Below are 20,678 nucleotides of genomic sequence, written 5' to 3' on the forward strand. Positions count from 1 at the left end.
TATTCCGGTCAATTTCGCGCAATTTCAGCATGTGCAAACGGGTATGATACGGCCTACACCCAAGTCAGAGGAGAAGATGATGGGCCCGTTCCCCCACGACGCGCCGCAGGCACAGATCACGTCCGAGAACCCTGCCGGGACGGATGGTTTCGAGTTCGTGGAATTTGCCCATCCCGACCCGGATGCGCTGCGCGATGTCTTTACGAAAATGGGTTATACCCATGTCGCTAACCACAAGACGAAGGCCGTGGAGCTCTGGCAGCAGGGCGATATCACCTACGTTCTGAATGCCGAGCCGGACAGTTTCGCCGCGCGCTTCGTGGAGGAGCACGGCCCCTGCGCGCCCTCCATGGCCTGGCGTGTCCGCGATGCGCAGCACGCCTTCGAGCATGCCGTCGCGCAAGGGGCGGAGCCCTATGAGGGGAGCGACAAGACCGTGGATTGGCCCGCGATCAAGGGGATCGGCGGGTCGCTTCTCTACTTCACCGACCAATATTACGCGACCTCGCCCTACAACAGCGAGTTCGACTGGATCGCGACCTCCAAACCCGAGGGCGTGGGGTTCTGGTATCTCGATCACCTCACGCACAATGTCTTCAAGGGGAACATGGACAAGTGGTTCGACTTCTATGGCCGCCTGTTCAATTTCCAGGAAATCCGCTTCTTTGATATCGAGGGCAAGTTCACGGGGCTCTTTTCCCGTGCGCTGACCTCGCCCTGCGGACGTATCCGAATCCCGATCAACGAGGACCGTGGCGAGACCGGGCAGATCGTGTCCTATCTCAAGAAGTACAACGGCGAGGGTATCCAGCACATCGCGGTGGGGGCGAAGAACATCTATGATGCGACCGATGCGATTGCCGAGAACGGGCTCAAGTTCATGCCGGGCCCGCCGGACACCTATTACGACCTGAGCAAGACGCGCGTGGCGGGCCATGAAGAGCCCATCGACCGGATGAAGAAGCATGGCATCCTGATCGACGGTGAGGGCGTGGTAGATGGCGGCGAGACGCGAATCCTGCTGCAGATCTTCTCGAAGACGGTGATTGGTCCGATCTTCTTCGAATTCATCGAGCGCAAGGGCGATGACGGCTTCGGAGAGGGCAACTTCAAGGCGCTGTTCGAGTCCATCGAGGCCGAACAGATCGCCAATGGCGAGTTGGAAGGCACCGAATAAGCCCGGTGCGGGACACTTCGAAAGTAGAGAGTGTCGCGCGGCCAAGGCTGCGCGACGGTGCCGCGTGCCGGATCAGCCGCGCGGCATCTGAAGGGTCATGTTGCGCCCGCCCTTGACGTAGCGCAGCTGGCTTTCGCCGATGGCTGCAACGCGCCCGCCATCGAGACGGTCCCCGACAGACACTTTCACATATCGCCCGTTGGAAAGCCGGACGAGCGCGCTGCGGCTCGACGGCTGGCCATAGACGCCGATCAGGTTGATGCGGCGCAGGTTGATCGCATTCTCTTCCGTGGCGGCCCGCGCGACGGAGGTGTTGGACGGTATGCTGGGCGCCACGGTGCGGGGGGCCACGGCGGCAGCGGAGGCGACCTGCGTCGTGGGCGCGGGCGATGCCGCCTGACGCGCCTGGGCGGCGGCCACGATGCGCGCCATGTTCACGGGCCGGGAGCTGGGGCGTTCGGATACCGCGACCGCCTGATCGGTTGCAGTCACGTCCTCTTCCTGCGCGGTCTTCTCGGCGTCCGGGCGCAGGGCAGGACGGAACGCGGCCAGTTCGTTGCGGGAAAACCCGGTCAGGTTGGCGCGGTCGTTCTGTTCCTGCAGATCGCCGGGGCGGGTATTCGGGCGGAAATCGTCAAATTCCTGCAGGCGTTGGAAGATTTCCGTGGGTGCGGGTCGGCTGCCATCCGCGCGTTCCGGGATCGCCTCGACCACCGGAGCCAGCGCATCGCCCCGCAAGGGCGGCACGGCAGGGGGCAGACCCGCGAAGATGCGCACGCGGTCGGGGTTCACGGCGCCTTCCGGCGTGGCCCGCACGAGGCCGCGATCGTCAAGATCGAAGGGCGTGCCCGCAGGGGCCGGGATAGGCGGCGCATCATAGGCCGGATCGCGTGCCACCCGCGCCATCGGCAAGGCATTGGCGTCGAATTGCGGCACGTCCGGATCGATGGAGGCGACATAGAGATCGCCTGCGTCGCTTTCGCGGATATCGACCGGGGCCTCGGGTGCGCGCTGCCAGATGCCAGTCGCGGCATAGGTCGCTTCGGCCTCCTCGGTGCTGAGCGCTTCGGGTTCCTGTTGGGGCTGCGGCGCCGCGATGGCGGGATCGGATGTGAGGGTGGAAGGGGCCGGGGCGACCGGCTCGACCGCAAGGCTGGCTTCGCGCTGCGGTTCCGCATCGGGCGCTGCGCCGGGCGATTCCAGGCCGGTCTCCGCGGTTTGCTCGGGCAGTGGTGCCGGATCGTCGGCCGGTGCGACGACCTCGGGCAGCGGATCCTCGGGAACCGCCGCGATCTCGCTTGGTGCGGGACTGCGGAAGAGGCGCGCAAGCCCATCCTCGAGAAAGACCGAGGCCCAGGCGGCAACGCCCAAAAGGAACAGCAGAAGGGCCGAAGTCAGCATCAGACCGAGGAAACGAGGCTTGCCGCCGACGTAATTGTCCTTCCGGCGCGCGCCGAAGACGGTCATCCGTTCGGCTTCGTTGGCGGCGGCGGTGGTGGCCTGCGCGCCGTTTGCGGACTGCGCAGCCTTGGTCTTCGCGTCTTTTCCGCCCAGGCCAATCCGCGCGCCCAATCCGCGGCGCGCTTCTTTTGTGGGGGCGGGATCCGCCGCGGCCCCCGGACGAAGGCCCGCAGAGCCCAACCGCGCGGAACTCGCAGCGAGCGCGGGGCTGTCGACGGCGGTCCCGACAGGTGCCGTGACGGATGCATCCCCCGCCGGGAGAGGCGCCGGATCGTTGGGGATATGCGCGGCCTCGAATTGGTCATGCCCGATGGGACGCGCCATGTCGCGCGGCGCGGGTTTGTCATCGGCAGCTTTGACTGCGGCAGCCTTGTTGCGGGTGGCCTGATCCTGCGCGGGCTGTCCGAAGGGGCCCGGCGTCAGATCGCTGTCCTCCGGCAGGACCGGCGGGGCCGGACGTGTCAGACTGTCGAGGACCTGCGGGTCGGGCGCCACGGGACTGTCGATCCGGTCCGCAGCCACCGGACGAACCGACAGGCGCGGCGCACCGCTCGGGCTGTCATCGCGCGCACGTAGCGGTGCGGCAGGCGTCTTCGGGGCCGGTGGCGGCGCATCACGGCGGGCGCGCATCGACACGAAGGCGGGTTTTTCCTCGGGCGGGGTCGAGGGCGCCTTGGCATCGGGGGGCGTTGGGGCGGCGGGCGCCCTGACCGGTGGCGCTGCCTTGGGATCGGCCAAGGGGTCAGCCGCACGGGCGCGAACGGGGTACGGCTTCGCCTCGGAGGGTACAGAGGGCTCGGTCTGCTCGGCTGAGGAAGCGTCGCTCTCATCCTCGCGGTCCAGCGTATCGACTTCCGCCTCAGTGTGTTTGTCGGCCTTCACCTCCGTGGGCTTGTCGGCCTTCGCGGCTTCGATTGCGGGCGGCTCAGGCGTTGGTGCTGCCGACTGGGCATCGCGGCCATGATCGGCTGCTGCGTCCGCTGGGTCGCTCTCGCGCGCTGACACCGGAGCTTCGGTCTGCTGAGGCGTTGTCTCCGGGGGCGTCGTCTCTAGGGGCGCTGTGCGCGCGTCTTCGGCGGATGCCTCGGCTGCGGTTTCTTCCTCCGGCGCGGGCTCAGCCTCACGCTCAGGTTCGGGCATCGGCACGATCCGCAGCGGCGTGCTGTCCGGCTTGAGGGCTTTGCCGCTCCAGCTTTCTGCGGATCCGAAGCACACTTCGCGCCCGAAACCGTTGCCCTGAGCGGCAACAAAGCCCATCGGCGCAAATCCGTGCTCGAGCGCGAAGGCTTCCGCTTCTTCGAGCGTCTCGACCGCGACGGCGGCGACATGCAGGCGTCCGTCCCGCTCCAGCGCGTCGATGCGCAACTCGGTCACAGCGTAGGGGGTCTGACCGTCAACCGCATCGCGCGCCGCCGCGTCGAGGGAGGCGCCTTGCGGCATGTCACGCTCGAGAAGCTTGATCTGGTCTTCGGGCAGGATCAGCTTGACCACGCCGTCGGTCTGTCCGGCCTTGGCCATCTCATCCCGCAGCGCGGCCATCTCGGCGGCGAGATCCCCGTCGAGCCCGGCCTGCCCTAGACGGGCCCAGCCCCCCTTCACCCGCTGGAGAAGCGTGATTCCGTCGAAGGAAAGGTTCAGGGCAAAATCAGGTCTCATGGCCATGGTTTAACACCGCTTTCAGCTGCGTGGGAGTCCGCATCCGCCAATCCAGAATATAGGGCAGGGACGCGCCGACGCAAAGCCAAGACGCTTGCGCACGGGGCGGCATCGGAGGAAGGTATCGGGGCCTAGCCGATGCCACCGAAAGGATCGCCATGCCGCGTCTCATCGCCGGAATTCTCGCCCCGCTACTCGTCTCTGCCGCGCTTGTCGCGCCTGTGCCCGCGCCGGTTGCTGCGCAAGCACAAGCGCAGGAGGACATCCTTGCCCGGATGTCGGTCTCGGGACGCGGCGAGGCGGCCGCGGTGCCCGATATGGCGACGATCCGCTTAGGCGTCATGGCGCAGGAAGAGACAGCGGCAGAGGCACTCGATGCGACATCCGAGGTCGCGGGCCGGATCATCGCGCGGCTCGAAAGCTTCGAAATCGCGGCGCGGGACGTGCAGACCTCGGGGCTGTCCCTGCAGCCGGTCTATACCCGCTATGATCGCGACAACGGCAAGCCGCCGGAAATCACGGGCTTTCGCGCCTCGAACCAGGTCACGGTCCGGGTGCGCGATCTGGACATCCTGGGCGATGTTCTGGGGGCCGTGACGGGGGACGGGGCCAACACGCTGGACGGGTTGAGCTTTGGCGTGATCGACGAGACGCCGCTTCTGGACGAGGCGCGGCGCAGTGCGGTCGCGGATGCGCGCCGCAAGGCCGAGCTCTACGCGGAAGCCGCGGGCGTGTCGCTGGGCCGGGTTCTGTCGATCGACGAGCAGGGGGGCGCGCGGCCCATGCCGATGCCCATGGCCGAGATGCGGATGGCTGCGGATTCGGTGCCGATCGCGCAGGGCGAGACGGGCTATTCCGCGCAGGTCTCGATGGTGTTCGAGATCATCCAGTAACCCGCGCCTTGAGATCCGCCAGCACGTAGAGCCGGATCGCGGAGGCCAATCCGACATCGAGGCCGCGGCTTGCGTCGATTTCGGTCGCAAGGACGTTGATCGGCTTGGCGTCGCGGGCGGCAATGGCGCGGAATTCCTGCCAGAACGGATCCTCCAGCGAGACGGAGGTGCGGTGCCCGCGCAGGGTGAGCGAGCGTTTCACCGGCCGCGCGGTCATTCGCTTTCGTGCCCGTCGAGATCGCGGCGGGCCTTTTCGGCGCGCGCCTTCTCAAGCCCTTTGCGGGCTTTCGTCCGCCCGAACTTCGCGGCGTTCTCATCGCCCTTGCGGCGTTTGTCGTCGCGGGCGCGGGATTTGCGGGCGCGGCTGAGGTTCACGATCTTTGCCATGGTGGCATGATACCCCATCCGCGCCCTTTGGCGAAGACCTCAGCTGTCCTTGGGGCCGATCATGTCTTCGGGGCGGACCACGGCGTCGAAGGTGGCCTCATCGACAAAGCCAAGCGCGATGGCCTCTTCCTTCAGCGTGGTGCCGTTCTTATGCGCCGTCTTGGCGACCTTGGTGGCGTTGTCATAGCCGATTGTGGGCGCGAGCGCGGTCACCAGCATCAGCGAATTGCGCATCAGCTCTCCGATCCGCGTCTCGTTGGCCTGAATGCCCGACACCATGTTGTCGGTGAACGCGGACGCGCTGTCGCCCAGAAGCTGCATGCTTTGCAGCACATTGTAGGACATCATCGGGTTGTAGACGTTGAGCTCGAAATGGCCCTGGGAGCCAGCAAAACCCACTGCCGCGTCATTGCCCATCACATGCGCGCAGACCATGGTCAGCGCCTCGGCCTGGGTGGGGTTCACCTTGCCGGGCATGATCGAGGAGCCGGGCTCGTTTTCGGGCAGGATCAGCTCTCCGAGGCCCGAGCGAGGACCGGAGCCCAGGAGACGGATGTCGTTGGCGATCTTGAAGAGGCTTGCGGCCACCGTCTTCAGCGCGCCCGAGAACATCACCATGGCGTCATGGGCGGCGAGCGCCTCGAACTTGTTGGGGGCGGTGACAAAGGGCAGATCCGTGATCTCGGCGATGCGGGCCGCGACTTTCTCGGCCCAACCGGTTTGCGTGTTGAGCCCGGTGCCCACGGCGGTGCCGCCCTGCGCCAGCTCGTAGATATCGGGCAGGCAAGCCTCGACCCGCTCGATCCCCTTGGCGACCTGATGGGCATAGCCCGAGAATTCCTGGCCCAGCGTCAGTGGCGTCGCATCCTGCGTGTGGGTTCGGCCGATCTTGATGATATCTGCGAATTCCTCGGACTTGGCGACAAGCGCCGCGTGCAGCTTGCGCAGACCGGGCAGCAGCACGTCTCGGGCCTGAAGGGCGATGCCCACATGCATGGCGGTCGGGAAGGTGTCGTTCGAGGATTGCCCCATATTGCAGTGATCATTGGGGTGAACGGGCGATTTGGAGCCCATCTCGCCGCCCAGCATTTCGATCGCGCGGTTGGAGATGACCTCGTTCGCGTTCATGTTCGACTGTGTGCCCGATCCGGTCTGCCAGACCACCAGCGGGAAATTGTCGTCGAACTTGCCGTCGATCACTTCTTGCGCGGCAGCCGCGATGGCCTCGCCGATCTCGGCCTCCATGTTGCCCAGCTCCACATTGGTCAGCGCGCAGGCCTTCTTGATCGCGCCGAGGCCGCGGATGATCGGGACCGGCTGACGTTCCCAGCCGATGGGGAAATTCATGATCGAGCGCTGGGTCTGCGCGCCCCAATACTTCTCGGCGGGCACCTCGAGCGGGCCGAAGCTGTCGGTTTCGGTACGGGTCGCGGTCATCTTGGGGCTCCTTTCGCGGAATGCGTCCTGATCGGGGCCGGTCCTACGACGCGCGGCGCGAAAGGCCAAGCGCTACGCGCGGTCGGCGGTCATCCTCGCGGCTGCGGCCGGAATTACTTGCGGAAACTGTCGAGGCTGACGATCTCGGCGTCGGACTTGTCGCTTTTGCCCGCGGTCTTGGCCTCGTCATCCTGTGTCCGGGGCGCGGCGGTGGCGTCGTCGTCATCGCCGTCTTCGTCTTGGGTCTCGAAGCGCAGGCCAAACTCGACGGAGGGATCGACGAAGGTCTTGATCGCGTCGTAAGGGATATAAAGCCGCTCCGGCGCGTCGCCGAAATTCAGCGTTACGGAGAAGCCGTCATCCGTCACGTCGAGCGCGTCGAACCAGTGCTGCATCACCACCGTCATCTCGCCCGGATAGCGGTCGGACAGCCAATCGGCCAGTTCGACATCCGGATGGCCGGTGTCGAAGGTGATGAAAAAGTGGTGCTCGCCGGGCAAACCGGACATGGCCACATCCGTCAGAACCTGCTGGATCAGGCTGCGCATGGCTTTGTGCATGAGGTTGCCGTAGTCGATTCCGCCGGACATATTTCTTCCCTTGGGTGACGTCTCGCCACTTTATTGCTTTTGCAGCGGAGTGAAAGGGGCAGAGCCTCGCATTTTTTCAATCCGGTCCGATTGCCCGCTCTCTCGGCAGTCTTGGGGGAAATTGGGCTCTTACGCGGGCAGCCTCGCCGGTTTGCGCCTGAAAAACGGGCGAAAGATGCCGACGCATCGCGGCAGCCGAGGCGGATTTCCGCACAGGATGAAGGGCTGCGGTCGATCAGGATTGGGAGGGGATGAATGCAGGCTTCTGTTGCCAGGTGCCTGCGAACCCCGCCTAACCTGGCTAGAGGTTAGGGCTTAAGTTTCGGTCTCGTTACCGCTTACGCGGCAACTGCAACCGGAGCATGATTGACGTTGGCAACTATGCTTTACGGACCGATAACGGTGGTACCTCACCGGGACAAAGCAAACCCCTTTAGACGTTCGTCGATCCTGTTTCGACCCCATGAACCCCCAACGCGGGTTAATTGGTGGAGTCGCCGGGTACCGCCCCCGGGTCCGATCCGCTTATTACGAGCGCGTTTATGTCCATAGTCTCTTGCGAGACACTCGTAATATGGAGGCCGTGCGCCCGTGTTTCAAGCGGTTTCCGGGGCGGTGAAGCCCGGCTCAGGGCTTGATGTAGGTGTAGCCCATCTGCTGGAGCTTCGAGAGTTCGGCCACGCCCGAGGGCACGATATCCTCTTCCCAGACGTCGTAAAGATCGTCGGAATAGCTGATCTGGCGGCCTTTCAGCGTGTTGTTGCAGACGCTGAAGGACACGTTCTGGCCCTTGAGCCCGCCCACCTGCGTTTGCAGCTTGTCATCGGACTTCGCACTTTTCAAAAGGCCGAGCCCGTTGCCGTGCAGAACGACCTTCACCTCAAGGTTTTCTGCGCCTACGGCGTTGATGTGGTTCTGGATGTTGCGCATCGCGCCGCGATAGGCGCGGTCGTCCTCACCGCCGTTGTAATTGATGTGATAGACGACCTTCTGCTTGCCGTAACCGGTGTCGTCTTGGGCCAGAAGCGGCCCGGCTGCCATGAAGAAAAGCGCGCTGAGCGCTGCAACAAGCCTGGTCATGATCGCGGATCTCCCTTTTCCTGAGAGCATGAGGCTAACACAAAAGAACAGGGTCCGGTCCAGACCCCGCGGCGCGCGGAATGCGGGCGATCAGCCGGGACGCTTGGGCGAAGTGTCCGGCGATGTCGCACGTCGCGGCGTCCCCGCGCTCAGAGCAGGTTCGCACCGATCAGCCAGGCCGCGAACACCGCCTCGAACGCGAAAAAGGTCCAGCCTTTCGGTTGGGGCAGATCGTCGATGATATTGGCCGTCAAACGTCCGATGGCCGCGCCGAGATAGGCAAGACCCACCATCGCATAGGCAAGCGGCGCGCCGATCACGATCGCGCCGATACCCAACGCCACGAACAGACCGCCTGCTGACGCGCGCAACTCGCTCTTGCCCATGTCGCTCGCGCCGAATTCGAGATCGAGGACGCGCGCCGTGTAGCTTGGCGCCACGAGCCCGAACGCGCCGAAGGCGATGGTGGCAAGCGCCATCGCGATATTGATGAGGTCGACCATGTGCTGATGGCTCCGTTTGTTCCGACTGCGATCTAGGCCGCGGTGACCTGCGGGCCAGTGGCGGCTCAGTGTCAGCCCTTAACGGCCCTATCACGGCCAAGGCCGCGGTCGCGTCGATATGCGGATGCGCAAGAGGAGGGCGATCCACAGCCCATCCAAGCCACCGGGGCTTGGCGCGGCGGACAAGGCTCGTTACCTCTGGGGCAAATGCATGCGCCAAGCCGCGCCAGCCCAGAAGGAGCACGTTCATGTTCAAGGCACTCGTCGTCGAGAAGGACGAAGACAGCGGCAAGACCAGCGCCGCGGTCAAGGATATCGCGCTGGACGACCTGCCCGAGGGCGAGGTGACCGTTGCGGTCGAGTATTCCACGCTAAACTACAAGGACGGTCTCTGCATCGGGCCGGGGGGCGGGCTCGTTCGGAAATACCCGCATGTGCCGGGCATCGACTTTGCCGGCACCGTCGAGGCCTCCGAGGATGACCGCTACAAGCCGGGCGACCGGGTCGTGCTGACCGGCTGGCGCGTGGGCGAGGCGCATTGGGGCGGCTACGCGGAGAAGGCGCGGGTCAAGGCCGACTGGCTCGTGCCGCTGCCTGAGGGGCTGTCCACCAAGCAGGCGATGGCCGTGGGCACGGCAGGCTTTACGGCGATGCTGGCGGTCATGGCGCTTGAGGATCACGGGCTCGCGCCGGGCCATGGGCCCGTGCTCGTCACCGGCGCCTCCGGCGGCGTGGGCTCGGTCGCGACGGCGATCCTGTCCAATCTCGGCTACGAGGTCGCGGGCGTTACCGGGCGGCCCGAAAGTGCCGATTACCTCAAGGATCTGGGCGCGACCGAAATCGTCGCCCGCGAAGAGATCGCCGAGACCGTCAAGCGCCCCCTCGAAAGCGAGCGCTGGGCGGGCTGCGTCGACGCGGTGGGCGGCGAGATGCTGGCGCGCGTTTTGGGGCAGATGAAATACGGCGCTTCGGTTGCCGCGGTGGGGCTTGCAGGCGGCGCGAACCTGCCTGCGACGGTCGTGCCGTTTCTTCTGCGCGGCGTGAATCTTCTGGGCATCGATTCGGTCATGCAGCCCTATGACAACCGCCTGCGCGCCTGGGAACGGATCGCGAAAGACCTGCCCATGGAAAAGCTCGAGGCGATGATCCAGCCCGCGACGCTGGCTGATCTGCCGAAGCTTGGCGCGGATATCTTGCAAGGTCAGGTGCGGGGCCGGGTGGTCGTCGATATCGCGGGCTGACGACGCCGATACGCTCAAGCATACAACACGCAGACCGATTGCGCGCGGGTTCCGTGCGACAGGGCCCCGGAGGGATTCCGGGGCCTTTTTCCGTCCGCAATCCGCGCCGTGAGCGCATGGTCGCGCGCCCCGCCCGCGTCCGGTCGCGCGGGCTTGAAGGGGTGTTCCAAGCTTTGTCTTGATCGGAAGCCCGTTTGAATCGCATGCTGAATCGTGAGACCAGTGCAGCCATCGTCGGCAAATTATCGCTGAGGCGGCCGCGCCTTCTCGCAAGCGCGCGGTCCCGCAACAGACATAAGGAGACAGACAATGTCTAACGAAGACGTTGTGGCTGAGGGGATACCGACCCCTGAAGGCCACACAAACCTAATCGAGACCGATTACGATATCGGTCAGGACAATATCGACGGCTCCCTGGGACCTGTTCCCTTCGATATTCACAATCCCGTCTTCCTGATCTCCGGGTTGGGAACGGTTCTGTTCACGTTCTACGCGCTGATCTTCAACGAGCAGGCGGCGACGGTGTTCGGGGCGCTTCGTCCCTGGCTCACCTCGACCTTCGACTGGCTGTTTCTGAGTGCTGCGAACCTTTTCGTGCTCTTCTGCCTCGCGCTCATTGTCTTGCCGGTCGGCAAGGTGCGTCTGGGCGGCAGCGAAGCCACGCCGGATTACACCTATCCCGGCTGGTTCGCGATGCTGTTTGCCGCGGGCATGGGCATCGGCCTGATGTTCTACGGCGTGTCCGAGCCGCTGTCGCACTTCGCTTCGGCGAATGCGGGAACGAGTGTGGGCGAGAACGGCCTGCGCACGGACTGGGCGCCGCTCAATGCCGCCTCCAACCCCGAGGCCGCGGCCCAGCTTGGCATGGCCGCCACGATCTTCCACTGGGGTCTGCACCCCTGGGCGATCTACGCTGTGGTCGCGCTGGCGCTGGCGCTCTTTTCCTACAACAAGGGCCTTCCGCTTTCGATCCGCTCGGCCTTCCACCCGCTTCTGGGCGATCGCGTCTGGGGCTGGCCGGGGCACATCATCGACACGATCGCGGTTCTGGCGACGCTGTTCGGTCTGGCAACCTCGCTCGGCATCGGCGCGCAGCAGGCGGCGTCTGGCCTGACGCTTCTTTTTGGGTCGGGTGACGCGGCCGAAGGCACACGCAGCCTTTGGGGCATTTCCTACGGCAACACCGAAGAGAGCGGGGCCACCAATTCCAACGCGCTTCTGGTGGTGCTGATCTCGGCGATCACCGCGGTGGCGCTGGTCTCGGTGATGCGCGGCCTCGATGGCGGCGTGAAGATCCTGTCCGAGATCAACATGGGTCTCGCGGCCCTTCTGCTGCTCTTCGTGCTCTTCGTGGGCCCGACGGTCGAGTTGATCACCGGCTTCTTCTCGGGTCTTGGCGCCTATCTTGCCAATCTCGTCGCGCTCTCGAACCCGTTCGGACGCGCCGACACCAACTACATGCAGGGCTGGACCTCGTTCTACTGGGCCTGGTGGATTTCCTGGTCACCCTTCGTGGGGATGTTCATCGCGCGCGTCAGCCGCGGCCGGACCGTGCGGGAATTCGTGATCTGCGTGCTGCTGATCCCGAGCCTCGTCTGCGTGCTCTGGATGACCACCTTCGGGGGCACCGCGATCAGCCAGGTCGTCAATGACGGCTATACCGGCGCGCGCGATGCGGCCCTCGAGCTGCAGCTCTTCCAGATGCTGGCCGAACTGCCGCTTGCGCAGATCACCAGCTTCGTGGGCATCGTGCTGGTCATCGTGTTCTTCGTGACCTCGTCGGACTCGGGCAGCCTCGTGATCGACACGATCACCGCGGGCGGCAAGGTCGACGCGCCGGTGCCGCAGCGGGTGTTCTGGTGCCTCGTGGAAGGGGCTGTCGCCATCGCGCTCCTCTTGGGCGGCGGCTTGTCGTCGCTGCAGGCGATGGTGATCTCCACCGGTCTGCCCTTCACGCTGGTGCTCCTGGTGATGTGCTTTGCCATCTATGCGGGCCTGCGCAGCGAGCGTCGCTGACGCGCACCGCCCGATTGATCTGATCGAATGCGGGGGCCTTCGGGCCCCCGCATGCATGTCTGGCCCCGCGATCCGGCGCGGATCACGGGGGCAGGCGGGGCGGGTCGCCCCGTTGACGCGCGCAGCATCGAGACGGCGCACTGACAGCCTGTCCTCCTGCGACGGAGGTTGACCTTCGCCCAAGCGGGACCAGCTTTCCGCGAAACTCAACGAACGAGGTATCCCGTGTCAGACGCATCGCCCATCCTGGTCTGGTTTCGCCGCGATCTGAGATTGTCGGATCACGCAGCGCTGGACGCGGCCGTCAAGGCAGGCGGCCCGGTCATCCCGGTTTTCATCCGTGACGATCTTGTCGATGGGCTGGGCACCGCGCCCCAATGGCGTCTGGGGCTGGGCGTGGGGGCGCTGGCGGAAAGCCTCGCCGACAAGGGCAGCCGCCTGATCCTGCGGGCGGGGCCGCCGCGGGAGGTTTTGCTGCAACTGGCCAAGGAGACCGGCGCTAAGGCTGTATATTGGAGCCGCGCCTATGACGCGGACGCGGTGGAGCGTGACACCCGCGTCAAGGAAGGCCTGAAAGAGGAAGGGCTCGATGCGCAGAGCTTCGAAGGCCATCTGATGTTCGAGCCTTGGACCGTCGAGACGAAGCAGGGCGAGTTCTACAAGGTCTACACCCCGTTCTGGCGGTCGGTGAAGGATCGCGATGTGCCCGCCCCCCTGGGCACGCCCTCCAAGATCCCGGCGCCTGCCTCCTGGCCGGAGAGCGAGACGCTGGACAGCTGGGCGCTGGGCGCGGGCATGGAGCGCGGTGCCGATATAGTGCGGCCCTATGTGCAGCTGGGCGAGGGTGCGGCACAGGCGCGGCTCGGCGCTTTCATGTCCTCCAAGGTCGCCGATTACGATGCGGGGCGCGACCGGCCCTGGGCGGACGGCACCTCGAACCTGTCGGAGAACCTGGCCCTGGGCGAGATCAGCCCGGCGCAATGCTGGCATGCGGGCTTGCGCGCGCTCAAGGATGGCAAGGATGGCGCCGAGACCTTCCTCAAGGAGCTGGTCTGGCGCGAGTTCGCCTATCACCTCCTGTGGCACACGCCCCGCATCCAGAACGCCAATTGGCGCGAGGATTGGGATTCCTTCCCATGGAACGAGGATGAGCGGCTGGCGGAGGTCAAGGCCTGGAAGCAGGGGCGCACCGGCATGGCCTTCGTCGATGCGGCCATGCGCGAAATGTACGTGACGGGCCGGATGCACAATCGCGGCCGCATGATCGTCGCCTCCTATCTCTGCAAGCACCTGATGTGCCACTGGAAGATCGGCAAGGAATGGTTCGAGGAGCACCTGATCGACTGGGATCCCGCCTCGAACGCGATGGGCTGGCAATGGTCGGCCGGCTCCGGCCCCGATGCGACGCCCTATTTCCGGGTCTTCAATCCCGAGACCCAGCTCGACCGGTTCGACAAGAAGCGCGCCTATGTGCAGCGCTGGATCGCCGAAGGGCAGAAGACCCCACCCGAAGAGGCGCTGTCCTATTTCGACGCGATCCCGAAATCGTGGAACATGGAGCCGGACGATCCCTATCCCGATCCGATCGTGGGCGCCAAGGAAGGCCGCGAGCGGGCGCTTGAGGCCTACGAGAACCGCGATTTCTGAGGCGGCACGCCGCAGACCCCCGGCTTGCCGCCAAGGCCTTGCCCGCTATAGAACAAATCTGAAACCAGAAGCACGCGGCGCCCGTGTCTCGGGTGCAAGCGACCGGAGAGACCTGAATGATCCTGACCGAGACGACCGGCCAGCCGAACCTGCCGCGCTACTTTGCGCAGGTCTTCGGCATGGCACGCGACATGAACAATGGCCGCATCGATTTCGTGCTGCCCGACGGGCGGGTCTTCCGCGCCCAGGGCCGAAATCCCGGGCCCGTCTCGGAATTGCGCATCCACAATCCCGACCTCTTCGCGCGTCTGATCCGCGAGGGCGATATGGGGTTCTGCGAGGCGTATCTCGATGGTTGGTGGTCCACGCCGGACCTCATGGCCTTCATGGAACTCGTTCATGCCGATAACGAGGATATCTATGACGGCTTCCCGGGCATGAAGCTCGTGAAACTCTACGAGAACCTGCGTTTCTGGTGGCAGTCGAACTCGAAGCGCCAGGCCAAGAAGAACATCTCGCACCATTACGATCTGGGCAACGATTTCTACGGGCTCTGGCTCGACGATACGATGACCTATTCCTCGGCGAAGTTCGAGACGGGGCAGGAGAGCCTCGAGCGCGCGCAGGAGTTGAAATACGCCTCCATGATCGACGAGATGGGGGCCAAGCCCGGCGATCACGTCCTGGAGATCGGCTGCGGCTGGGGCGGGTTCGCGGAATATGCCGCCAAGGAACGCGGCCTCAAGGTCACGGGGCTGACCATCTCGAAGGAGCAGTTCGATTACGCACAGGAGCGGATCCGCCGCGCCGGGCTGCAGGACCGCGTGGAGTTCAAGCTGCAGGATTACCGCGACGAGCGCGGCACCTATGACGGCATCGCCTCCATCGAGATGTTCGAGGCCGTGGGCGAGAAATACTGGCCGGTCTATTTCGACAACGTGAAGGCGCGGCTGAAACCCGGCGCCAATGCCACCTTGCAGATCATCACCGTCCAGCACCGGCGCTGGGACGTCTACAAGCGCAGCCCGGATTTCATCCAGAAATACATCTTCCCCGGCGGGATGCTGCCTTCCCCGGTGATCCTGCGCGAGCAGATCGCGCGCGCCGGGCTCGATTTCGTGCGCTCCATCGAGTTCGGAGAGAGCTATTCCCAGACATTGCGTCGCTGGCACGACACGTTCAACGAAAAATGGGACGATGTGGCGCGGTTAGGATTTGACGAACGTTTCCGTCGTATGTGGAATTTCTACCTGACGTCCTGCGCCGCGACCTTCTCGTCGGGCAATTGCGACGTCACGCAGATCACATTGTCGCGTCCGGGGTAAATGATCCATGCCGACAGCACCGAAACTGGTTGCAGGCCTGCTGCTTGCGGCCCTGGCCTTCGTGGCCTCGGAGATGGTGAAGCCGCTTTTGCCGTCTTCGACCGTGTTCGGATGGTTTTCGGTGGTCAATGCGCTGATCGGCTTCATCATAGGCTGGCGACAGGTCGGCTACGGCGTCGGGCAGGGGTCGGCGGCCGCGATCTCGAACGGGCTGACCGGCACCGTTTCGATGATCGTCTGCTGCCTTTTCGTGCATTCCGTCAACACCATGGTCGAGGATTCCCTCGACCGGAAATTCGACAACGTGTTCGAAGCCATCAATTCCGCGATCGAGAATTTCCTCGAATACGGGGCGTATCTCCTCACGCCCACCTTCTTCGGTCTGTTCATTCTCGGTGCCATCATCGTGGGCATGGCCGCTGAAATCTCCAGCAATTACTGGCGCTGACGTGCCGCGCTACTTTCTCTACGGCACATTGCTGCACGCGCCATTGTTCGAGGTGGTGGCCCAAGACGCGCTGGCCGGAGAGGCGGCGGAATTGTCGGGATATGGCGTCGATTGGGTGCGCGACGCGGCCTATCCCGTGATCCATGCCGATCCCGCGCGCGTGGCAAAGGGCCGTCTGATCGAGGCGGGGGCGGACATGGCCGCGCGGCTCGACTTCTACGAGGCGGGCTTTGGCTACCGGGCCGAGACGCGGCAGGTCGAGACGGCGAATGGCCCGGTCGAGGCCTGGGTGTATTTCCCCGATCACGATGCCGATCCTGGGGCTCCGTTCGATCTGGAGGATTGGGCCACGCGCTGGGGCGCCATCGCGACCGGCGCGGCCGAGGAAATCATGGCGCGGCACGGGCGCGAGACCGGAAAAGAGGCACATGCGCTCTGGCCGGTTTTCGCAGCCCGCGCCTGGGGCCGCCAGATGGCGCAGAATGCAGCACCGACCACGCTGCGCACGGCGATGTCGCGCGATGACATCCGCCATTTCGCCCATGAGCCGGGCGGTTGGGACGGGTTTTTCCGCCTGCGCCGGTTCTCCGTGCAATATTCCGAGTATCGCGGCGGGGTATCGGAGCGGCTCACGCGGGAGGCGTTCTGCGCCTTCGATGCGGCGCTCGTGCTGCCTTACGATCCCGTGACCGACCAGGTCCTGCTAATCGAGCAGTTTCGCTACGGCCCGCTGATGCGCGACGATCCCGCCCCGTGGGTGCTGGAGCCCATCGCGGGGCTGATCGATGCTGGCGAGGACCCGGCGGAGACCGCGCGCCGCGAGGCCAGCGAGGAGGCGCAGCTCGATATCGAGGATGTGCGCCTGATGGTGAAGGTCTACGCCTCACCCGGCTATTCCACGGAATTTTTCCACTGTTTCCTGGGTCTTGCGGATCTGTCCGGGCGCGACACGGTGCATGCGGGGCTCGACGAGGAGAACGAGGATATCCGCAGCCATGTCATCTCGTTCGACCGGGCCATGGAGCTGGTGGAGACGGGCGAGATCAATGCAGGCCCGCTCGCGATGATGCTGCTGTGGTTGGCGCGCGAGCGACCAGGCTTGCGGGCAGCGGCCTAGGACGCAAGGACAACGGACCGACCGCTTGCCGATCCCGGCGCGCCGGGCCGTCATCTCCTTGAGTTCCCGCCACCTGCGCCCTACACCCATGGGCAACGCAGCGAGATATCGTAAAGGAGCCGCCATGCGCATTGCCAAGGACCTCGCCGACGCGGTCGGCCGCACCCCACTGATCCGGCTCCGCCAGGCCAGCGAGGCGACGGGCTGCGATATCTATGGCAAGGCCGAATTCATGAATCCCGGCCAGTCCGTGAAGGACCGGGCCGCCCTGTACATCATCCGCGACGCGGTGAAGCGCGGACTGCTGGAGCCCGGCGGCACCATCGTCGAGGGCACGGCGGGCAATACCGGCATCGGCCTCGCGCTTGTCGGGGCATCGCTCGGCTTCAAGACGGTCATCGTCATCCCCGAGACGCAGAGCCAGGAAAAGAAGGACATGCTGCGCCTTGCAGGCGCGGAGCTCGTGGAGGTGCCCGCAGCACCCTACAAGAACCCCAACAATTACGTGCGCTATTCCGGTCGCCTCGCCGAGGAGCTGGCCAAGACCGAACCCCATGGCGCGATCTGGGCCAACCAGTTCGACAACGTGGCCAACCGGCAGGCGCATATCGAGACGACCGGCCCCGAGATCTGGGAGCAGACATCGGGCCGCGTCGACGGGTTCATCTGTGCGGCCGGATCGGGCGGCACGGTGGCGGGCGTGGGCATGGCGCTGCAGCCCAAGGGCGTGAAAGTGGGCCTTGCCGATCCCGAAGGCGCGGGGCTTCTGAAGCTTTATACCGGTGAGGAAAACCCGGGCGACTCGATCACCGAAGGCATCGGGCAGGGACGGATCACCGCCAATCTCGAAGGCTTCACGCCCGATTTCACCTGCCGCATTCCCGACAGCGAAGCGCTGCCCATCGTCTATGACCTCCTGCAGCACGAAGGCCTTGTGATGGGCGGCTCCACCGGCGTGAACGTCGCGGGGGCGATGGCCATGGCGCGCGAGATGGGGCCGGGGCACACCATCGTCACCATCCTGTGCGACTTCGGCAATCGTTACCAATCGAAGCTCTTCAACCCCGACTTCCTGACCGCCAAGGGCCTGCCTGTTCCGCCTTGGATGGACCGGGCACCGGCCTCCATTCCGGGCGTCTTCGAGGATACATGAAACCGCTGGCGCGCTGGCTGGTTCAAGCTGCTCTGGTCCTGTGTCTCTGGACCGGGGCGGCGCTTGCGCAAGGCTCGGACGCGGGTGGTTCCGACGGGGGCAATGCGGGCGGCGAGGCGCAATCCTCCGAAGCGGTCAGCGAAGCGTCGCCCTCCGGGCCGCGCCCGGAGATCGATTTCGACCTGTGGAACAATGTCGCCAGCCGCGTCGAGAATACGCTCGCGGAGGGCAATGCCACGATCCCGCAACTCGAAGAGCTGCGCTCCGAGGTTGCGGCCTTCCGCGAACGGCTGAACTCCCAGCAGAACATGGAATCCGAGCGCATCTCGACGCTGCAATCGCAGATCGACGCGCTCGGTCCCGTCCCCGAAGAGGGCGCCAGCGAGGCCGAGGAGATCGCCCAGCGGCGCGCTGAGCTGACCAGCCAGCTCGAAGCCGCTCAGGCGCCGATCGTGGCCGCGGAGGAGGCCTTCACCCGCGCCGATGGCATCATCCGCGAGATTGACGCCACCATCCGTACGCGGGCGACCGAGAAGCTGTTCAGCCGTGGCCCGACACCAATCAATCCCGCGCTTTGGCCCGAAGCGGTGGAGGCGGTGCTGTCCTCGGGCGTGGGCTTTCTGACCGAGACCGACCGGGAGATCGCGCGCGGTCTCTTGTCGACCAACGAAGTGAATGTGCCGCTTGCGGTATTCCTGGGCGTCGTCGGCCTCATTCTGCTGCTCAAGGGGCGACATTGGGCGGAGCGGGGCGCGGCGTGGCTGCGCAATGCGACCTCGCGGCGGGGCACCGGCGTGTGGCGCACGCTGGCCTCCTTCGGAATGGTCGTGCTGCCCTTGAGCGGAATCATCGCGATTGCCTACGGCGCGCAGATGACGGGCTATGCCGGGCCGCGCGGACAGCTCCTGCTTGAACGGCTGCCGATCTGGGTCGGCATCTTCGTCTATATCCGCTGGCTCGCGCAGCAGACCTTCTCGACAGACGAGGACGAGGCCACGCTGCCGCTTGAATCCTCACGCCGGAAAGAGGCGCGGTACTATTTCGGGGCGCTTGCGGCGCTGATGATCCTGAGCGGCGTGATCGTCACCTTCTCGCGTGCGGATGTCTACACCGACGGGGTCCGCGCGGTTCTGAGCTTCGCCATCGTCACCTTCGCGTCGCTTTTGCTGTTCCGCCTCGGCACGATCTTCCGCCACGCCAAACTGGAAGGCGACAGCGAGGACGGCGCGGAAGAGGATCGCCACGACACGATGCATTTCCGTCTGCGTCTCGTGCGGTTCTTCGGGCGGGTTCTGACGCTGAGCGCGATTGCCGCGCCGATCTTTTCCGCCGCCGGGTTGCAGGAGGTCGCGCAGACGCTGACCTTCCCCATGATCGCGACCATGGTGCTCGCGGGTACGATCCTCGTGCTGCTGCGCTTCATCGGGGAGCTTTACAAGCTCATCGCGGGCGTCTCGCCACAGGAGAGCAATTCGCTCGTTCCGGTCTTTGCGGGCTTCGTCCTGATCCTCTCCTCGATCCCCGTTCTGGCCCTGATCTGGGGCGCGCGGGTGGCCGACCTCACGGAGCTGTGGAACACGTTCCTTTCGGGCTTCGAGATCGGCGACAGCGTTATCTCTCCGGCAGATTTCCTGTCCTTCATCCTCGTCTTCATGGTGGGCTTCGCGGTCACGCGCGGCACGCAGGCGGGGCTTCGCTCCAGCGTGCTGCCGAAGACGCGGATGGATATCGGCGGGCAGAACGCGATCGTTGCGGGCGTGGGCTATCTGGGGATTTTCCTCGCGGCCCTGATCGCCTTCACCACCGCCGGGATCGACCTGTCGTCGCTCGCCATCGTGGCAGGTGCGTTGTCGGTGGGCATCGGTTTTGGCCTGCAAAACATCGTGTCGAACTTCGTCTCAGGCATCATCCTGCTGATCGAGCGGCCCATCGGCGAGGGGGACTGGATCGCGGTCGGCGACAACATGGGCTTCGTGAAGGATATCTCCGTCCGCTCCACGCGGATCGAGACCTTCGACCGCTTCGACGTGATCGTGCCCAACTCGGACCTCGTGTCGGGCACGGTGACGAATTACACGCGCGGCAACACGCTGGGGCGTCTGATCCTGCCGGTGAAGGTGGCTTACGGCTCTGACACGCGGAAGGTCGAATCTACGCTGCTGTCCATTGCGCGCGCACATCCCATCGTGATCATGAACCCCGCGCCTTACGTCCTGTTCGCAGGGTTCGGGGATGACGGGCTGGAATTCGAGATCCGGGTGATCCTCAGCGATATCCTCGAGATCTTCGACGTGCAGACCGAGATGAACCACCAGATCGCCGAGCGTTTCGCCGAAGAGGGCATCCGCATTCCGATCCCGCAGCGCGACCTGTGGCTGCGCAATCCCGAAACCTTGCGCGAGGGCGAGGTCGACAGCAGCGGCAGACCGGCAGAAGAGCGGGCCTTCGCAAGCGACGATCAATCGCCGCAAAGCATGGCGGACAAGAAGCCGTTGCCCGACAACGTCGCGCGCAGCACCGGCGGCGCTGACCCCGACGGAGAATGAG

At 65.0% G+C, this 20,678-nt stretch carries 17 protein-coding genes and 1 other RNA gene; 10 read left to right on the forward strand and 8 right to left on the reverse strand.

Features of this window, described 5'->3' with window-relative positions; all coding sequences use genetic code 11:
* Window positions 1-79: 79 nt before the first annotated feature.
* A complete protein-coding gene (hppD, locus tag FIV09_RS06115) occupies window positions 80-1,177 on the forward strand; it encodes a 4-hydroxyphenylpyruvate dioxygenase (RefSeq protein WP_152452394.1) in 1,098 nt (365 codons plus the stop codon).
* A gap of 72 nt (window positions 1,178-1,249) precedes the next feature.
* Here the strand turns inward: hppD and FIV09_RS06120 are convergent, their stop codons facing one another.
* Window positions 1,250-4,300 (reverse strand): hypothetical protein, encoded by a 3,051-nt coding sequence (locus FIV09_RS06120; RefSeq protein ID WP_152449164.1) that lies wholly within the window; start codon window positions 4,298-4,300, stop codon window positions 1,250-1,252.
* 152 nt (window positions 4,301-4,452) lie between these two features.
* Between FIV09_RS06120 and FIV09_RS06125 the strand changes: the two genes are divergently transcribed.
* The gene (locus tag FIV09_RS06125) at window positions 4,453-5,187 is read left to right on the forward strand and encodes an SIMPL domain-containing protein (RefSeq protein WP_152449165.1); all 735 of its coding nucleotides are present in this window, start codon (window positions 4,453-4,455) and stop codon (window positions 5,185-5,187) included.
* Here the strand turns inward: FIV09_RS06125 and FIV09_RS06130 are convergent.
* From FIV09_RS06130 to FIV09_RS06160, 7 genes are all read right to left on the reverse strand, one after another.
* Complete coding sequence (locus FIV09_RS06130; RefSeq protein ID WP_152449166.1) at window positions 5,177-5,404, reverse strand: ribbon-helix-helix domain-containing protein; 228 nt, start codon at window positions 5,402-5,404, stop codon at window positions 5,177-5,179. The two genes, FIV09_RS06125 and FIV09_RS06130, sit on opposite strands and share 11 nt — an antisense overlap.
* Complete coding sequence (locus tag FIV09_RS06135) at window positions 5,401-5,574, reverse strand: DUF4169 family protein (protein WP_152449167.1); 174 nt, start codon at window positions 5,572-5,574, stop codon at window positions 5,401-5,403. The genes FIV09_RS06130 and FIV09_RS06135 overlap by 4 nt, the downstream gene beginning before the upstream one ends.
* Before the next feature lie 39 nt (window positions 5,575-5,613).
* Window positions 5,614-7,011: a class II fumarate hydratase gene (gene fumC / locus FIV09_RS06140; protein ID WP_152449168.1), complete on the reverse strand. Its 1,398-nt coding sequence runs from the start codon at window positions 7,009-7,011 to the stop codon at window positions 5,614-5,616.
* Between the two features lie 113 nt (window positions 7,012-7,124).
* Complete coding sequence (locus tag FIV09_RS06145; RefSeq protein ID WP_152449169.1) at window positions 7,125-7,601, reverse strand: SspB family protein; 477 nt, start codon at window positions 7,599-7,601, stop codon at window positions 7,125-7,127.
* A gap of 254 nt (window positions 7,602-7,855) precedes the next feature.
* Window positions 7,856-8,205: a transfer-messenger RNA gene (ssrA, locus tag FIV09_RS06150) on the reverse strand.
* 23 nt (window positions 8,206-8,228) lie between these two features.
* The gene (locus FIV09_RS06155) at window positions 8,229-8,681 is read right to left on the reverse strand and encodes a DsrE family protein (protein ID WP_152449170.1); all 453 of its coding nucleotides are present in this window, start codon (window positions 8,679-8,681) and stop codon (window positions 8,229-8,231) included.
* 149 nt (window positions 8,682-8,830) lie between these two features.
* A complete protein-coding gene (locus FIV09_RS06160; protein WP_152449171.1) occupies window positions 8,831-9,184 on the reverse strand; it encodes a DUF4345 family protein in 354 nt (117 codons plus the stop codon).
* A 248-nt stretch (window positions 9,185-9,432) separates the two neighbouring features.
* On the opposite strand from FIV09_RS06160, the gene acuI reads away from it, so the two are divergent.
* From acuI to FIV09_RS06200, 8 genes are all read left to right on the forward strand, one after another.
* Window positions 9,433-10,425 carry an acryloyl-CoA reductase gene (gene acuI / locus FIV09_RS06165; protein ID WP_152449172.1) on the forward strand — a complete coding sequence of 331 codons (993 nt, stop codon included), beginning with the start codon at window positions 9,433-9,435 and terminating at the stop codon, window positions 10,423-10,425.
* A gap of 309 nt (window positions 10,426-10,734) precedes the next feature.
* Entirely contained in the window at window positions 10,735-12,441 is a 1,707-nt protein-coding gene (locus tag FIV09_RS06170) for a BCCT family transporter (RefSeq protein ID WP_152449173.1), read from the forward strand.
* 225 nt (window positions 12,442-12,666) lie between these two features.
* Window positions 12,667-14,088 (forward strand): deoxyribodipyrimidine photo-lyase, encoded by a 1,422-nt coding sequence (locus FIV09_RS06175; protein WP_152449174.1) that lies wholly within the window; start codon window positions 12,667-12,669, stop codon window positions 14,086-14,088.
* 116 nt (window positions 14,089-14,204) lie between these two features.
* Window positions 14,205-15,413 (forward strand): cyclopropane-fatty-acyl-phospholipid synthase family protein, encoded by a 1,209-nt coding sequence (locus tag FIV09_RS06180; protein WP_152449175.1) that lies wholly within the window; start codon window positions 14,205-14,207, stop codon window positions 15,411-15,413.
* 7 nt (window positions 15,414-15,420) lie between these two features.
* On the forward strand, window positions 15,421-15,861 hold the full coding sequence (locus FIV09_RS06185; RefSeq protein ID WP_152449176.1) for a TrgA family protein: 441 nt from the start codon (window positions 15,421-15,423) through the stop codon (window positions 15,859-15,861).
* A 1-nt stretch (window position 15,862) separates the two neighbouring features.
* The gene (locus FIV09_RS06190; protein WP_152449177.1) at window positions 15,863-16,978 is read left to right on the forward strand and encodes a gamma-glutamylcyclotransferase; all 1,116 of its coding nucleotides are present in this window, start codon (window positions 15,863-15,865) and stop codon (window positions 16,976-16,978) included.
* Window positions 16,979-17,102: 124 nt separating this feature from the next.
* Window positions 17,103-18,131 (forward strand): cysteine synthase A, encoded by a 1,029-nt coding sequence (locus FIV09_RS06195; RefSeq protein ID WP_152449178.1) that lies wholly within the window; start codon window positions 17,103-17,105, stop codon window positions 18,129-18,131.
* The gene (locus FIV09_RS06200; RefSeq protein ID WP_152449179.1) at window positions 18,128-20,677 is read left to right on the forward strand and encodes a DUF3772 domain-containing protein; all 2,550 of its coding nucleotides are present in this window, start codon (window positions 18,128-18,130) and stop codon (window positions 20,675-20,677) included. The genes FIV09_RS06195 and FIV09_RS06200 overlap by 4 nt, the downstream gene beginning before the upstream one ends.
* Window position 20,678: the final 1 nt, after the last annotated feature.

The sequence above is a fragment of the Roseivivax sp. THAF197b genome (assembly GCF_009363255.1).
Lineage (GTDB): Bacteria > Pseudomonadota > Alphaproteobacteria > Rhodobacterales > Rhodobacteraceae > Roseivivax.

Coding starts and splice junctions, on each gene's coding strand:
- fumC (WP_152449168.1), bottom strand. CDS start 7,011: ATGACCGCGACCCGTACCGAAACCGACAGCTTCGGCCCGCTCGAGGTG.
- acuI (WP_152449172.1), top strand. CDS start 9,433: ATGTTCAAGGCACTCGTCGTCGAGAAGGACGAAGACAGCGGCAAGACC.
- FIV09_RS06145 (WP_152449169.1), bottom strand. CDS start 7,601: ATGTCCGGCGGAATCGACTACGGCAACCTCATGCACAAAGCCATGCGC.
- FIV09_RS06195 (WP_152449178.1), top strand. CDS start 17,103: ATGCGCATTGCCAAGGACCTCGCCGACGCGGTCGGCCGCACCCCACTG.
- FIV09_RS06135 (WP_152449167.1), bottom strand. CDS start 5,574: ATGGCAAAGATCGTGAACCTCAGCCGCGCCCGCAAATCCCGCGCCCGC.
- FIV09_RS06130 (WP_152449166.1), bottom strand. CDS start 5,404: ATGACCGCGCGGCCGGTGAAACGCTCGCTCACCCTGCGCGGGCACCGC.
- FIV09_RS06180 (WP_152449175.1), top strand. CDS start 14,205: ATGATCCTGACCGAGACGACCGGCCAGCCGAACCTGCCGCGCTACTTT.
- FIV09_RS06170 (WP_152449173.1), top strand. CDS start 10,735: ATGTCTAACGAAGACGTTGTGGCTGAGGGGATACCGACCCCTGAAGGC.
- FIV09_RS06155 (WP_152449170.1), bottom strand. CDS start 8,681: ATGACCAGGCTTGTTGCAGCGCTCAGCGCGCTTTTCTTCATGGCAGCC.
- FIV09_RS06120 (WP_152449164.1), bottom strand. CDS start 4,300: ATGGCCATGAGACCTGATTTTGCCCTGAACCTTTCCTTCGACGGAATC.
- FIV09_RS06160 (WP_152449171.1), bottom strand. CDS start 9,184: ATGGTCGACCTCATCAATATCGCGATGGCGCTTGCCACCATCGCCTTC.
- hppD (WP_152452394.1), top strand. CDS start 80: ATGGGCCCGTTCCCCCACGACGCGCCGCAGGCACAGATCACGTCCGAG.
- FIV09_RS06200 (WP_152449179.1), top strand. CDS start 18,128: ATGAAACCGCTGGCGCGCTGGCTGGTTCAAGCTGCTCTGGTCCTGTGT.
- FIV09_RS06185 (WP_152449176.1), top strand. CDS start 15,421: ATGCCGACAGCACCGAAACTGGTTGCAGGCCTGCTGCTTGCGGCCCTG.
- FIV09_RS06125 (WP_152449165.1), top strand. CDS start 4,453: ATGCCGCGTCTCATCGCCGGAATTCTCGCCCCGCTACTCGTCTCTGCC.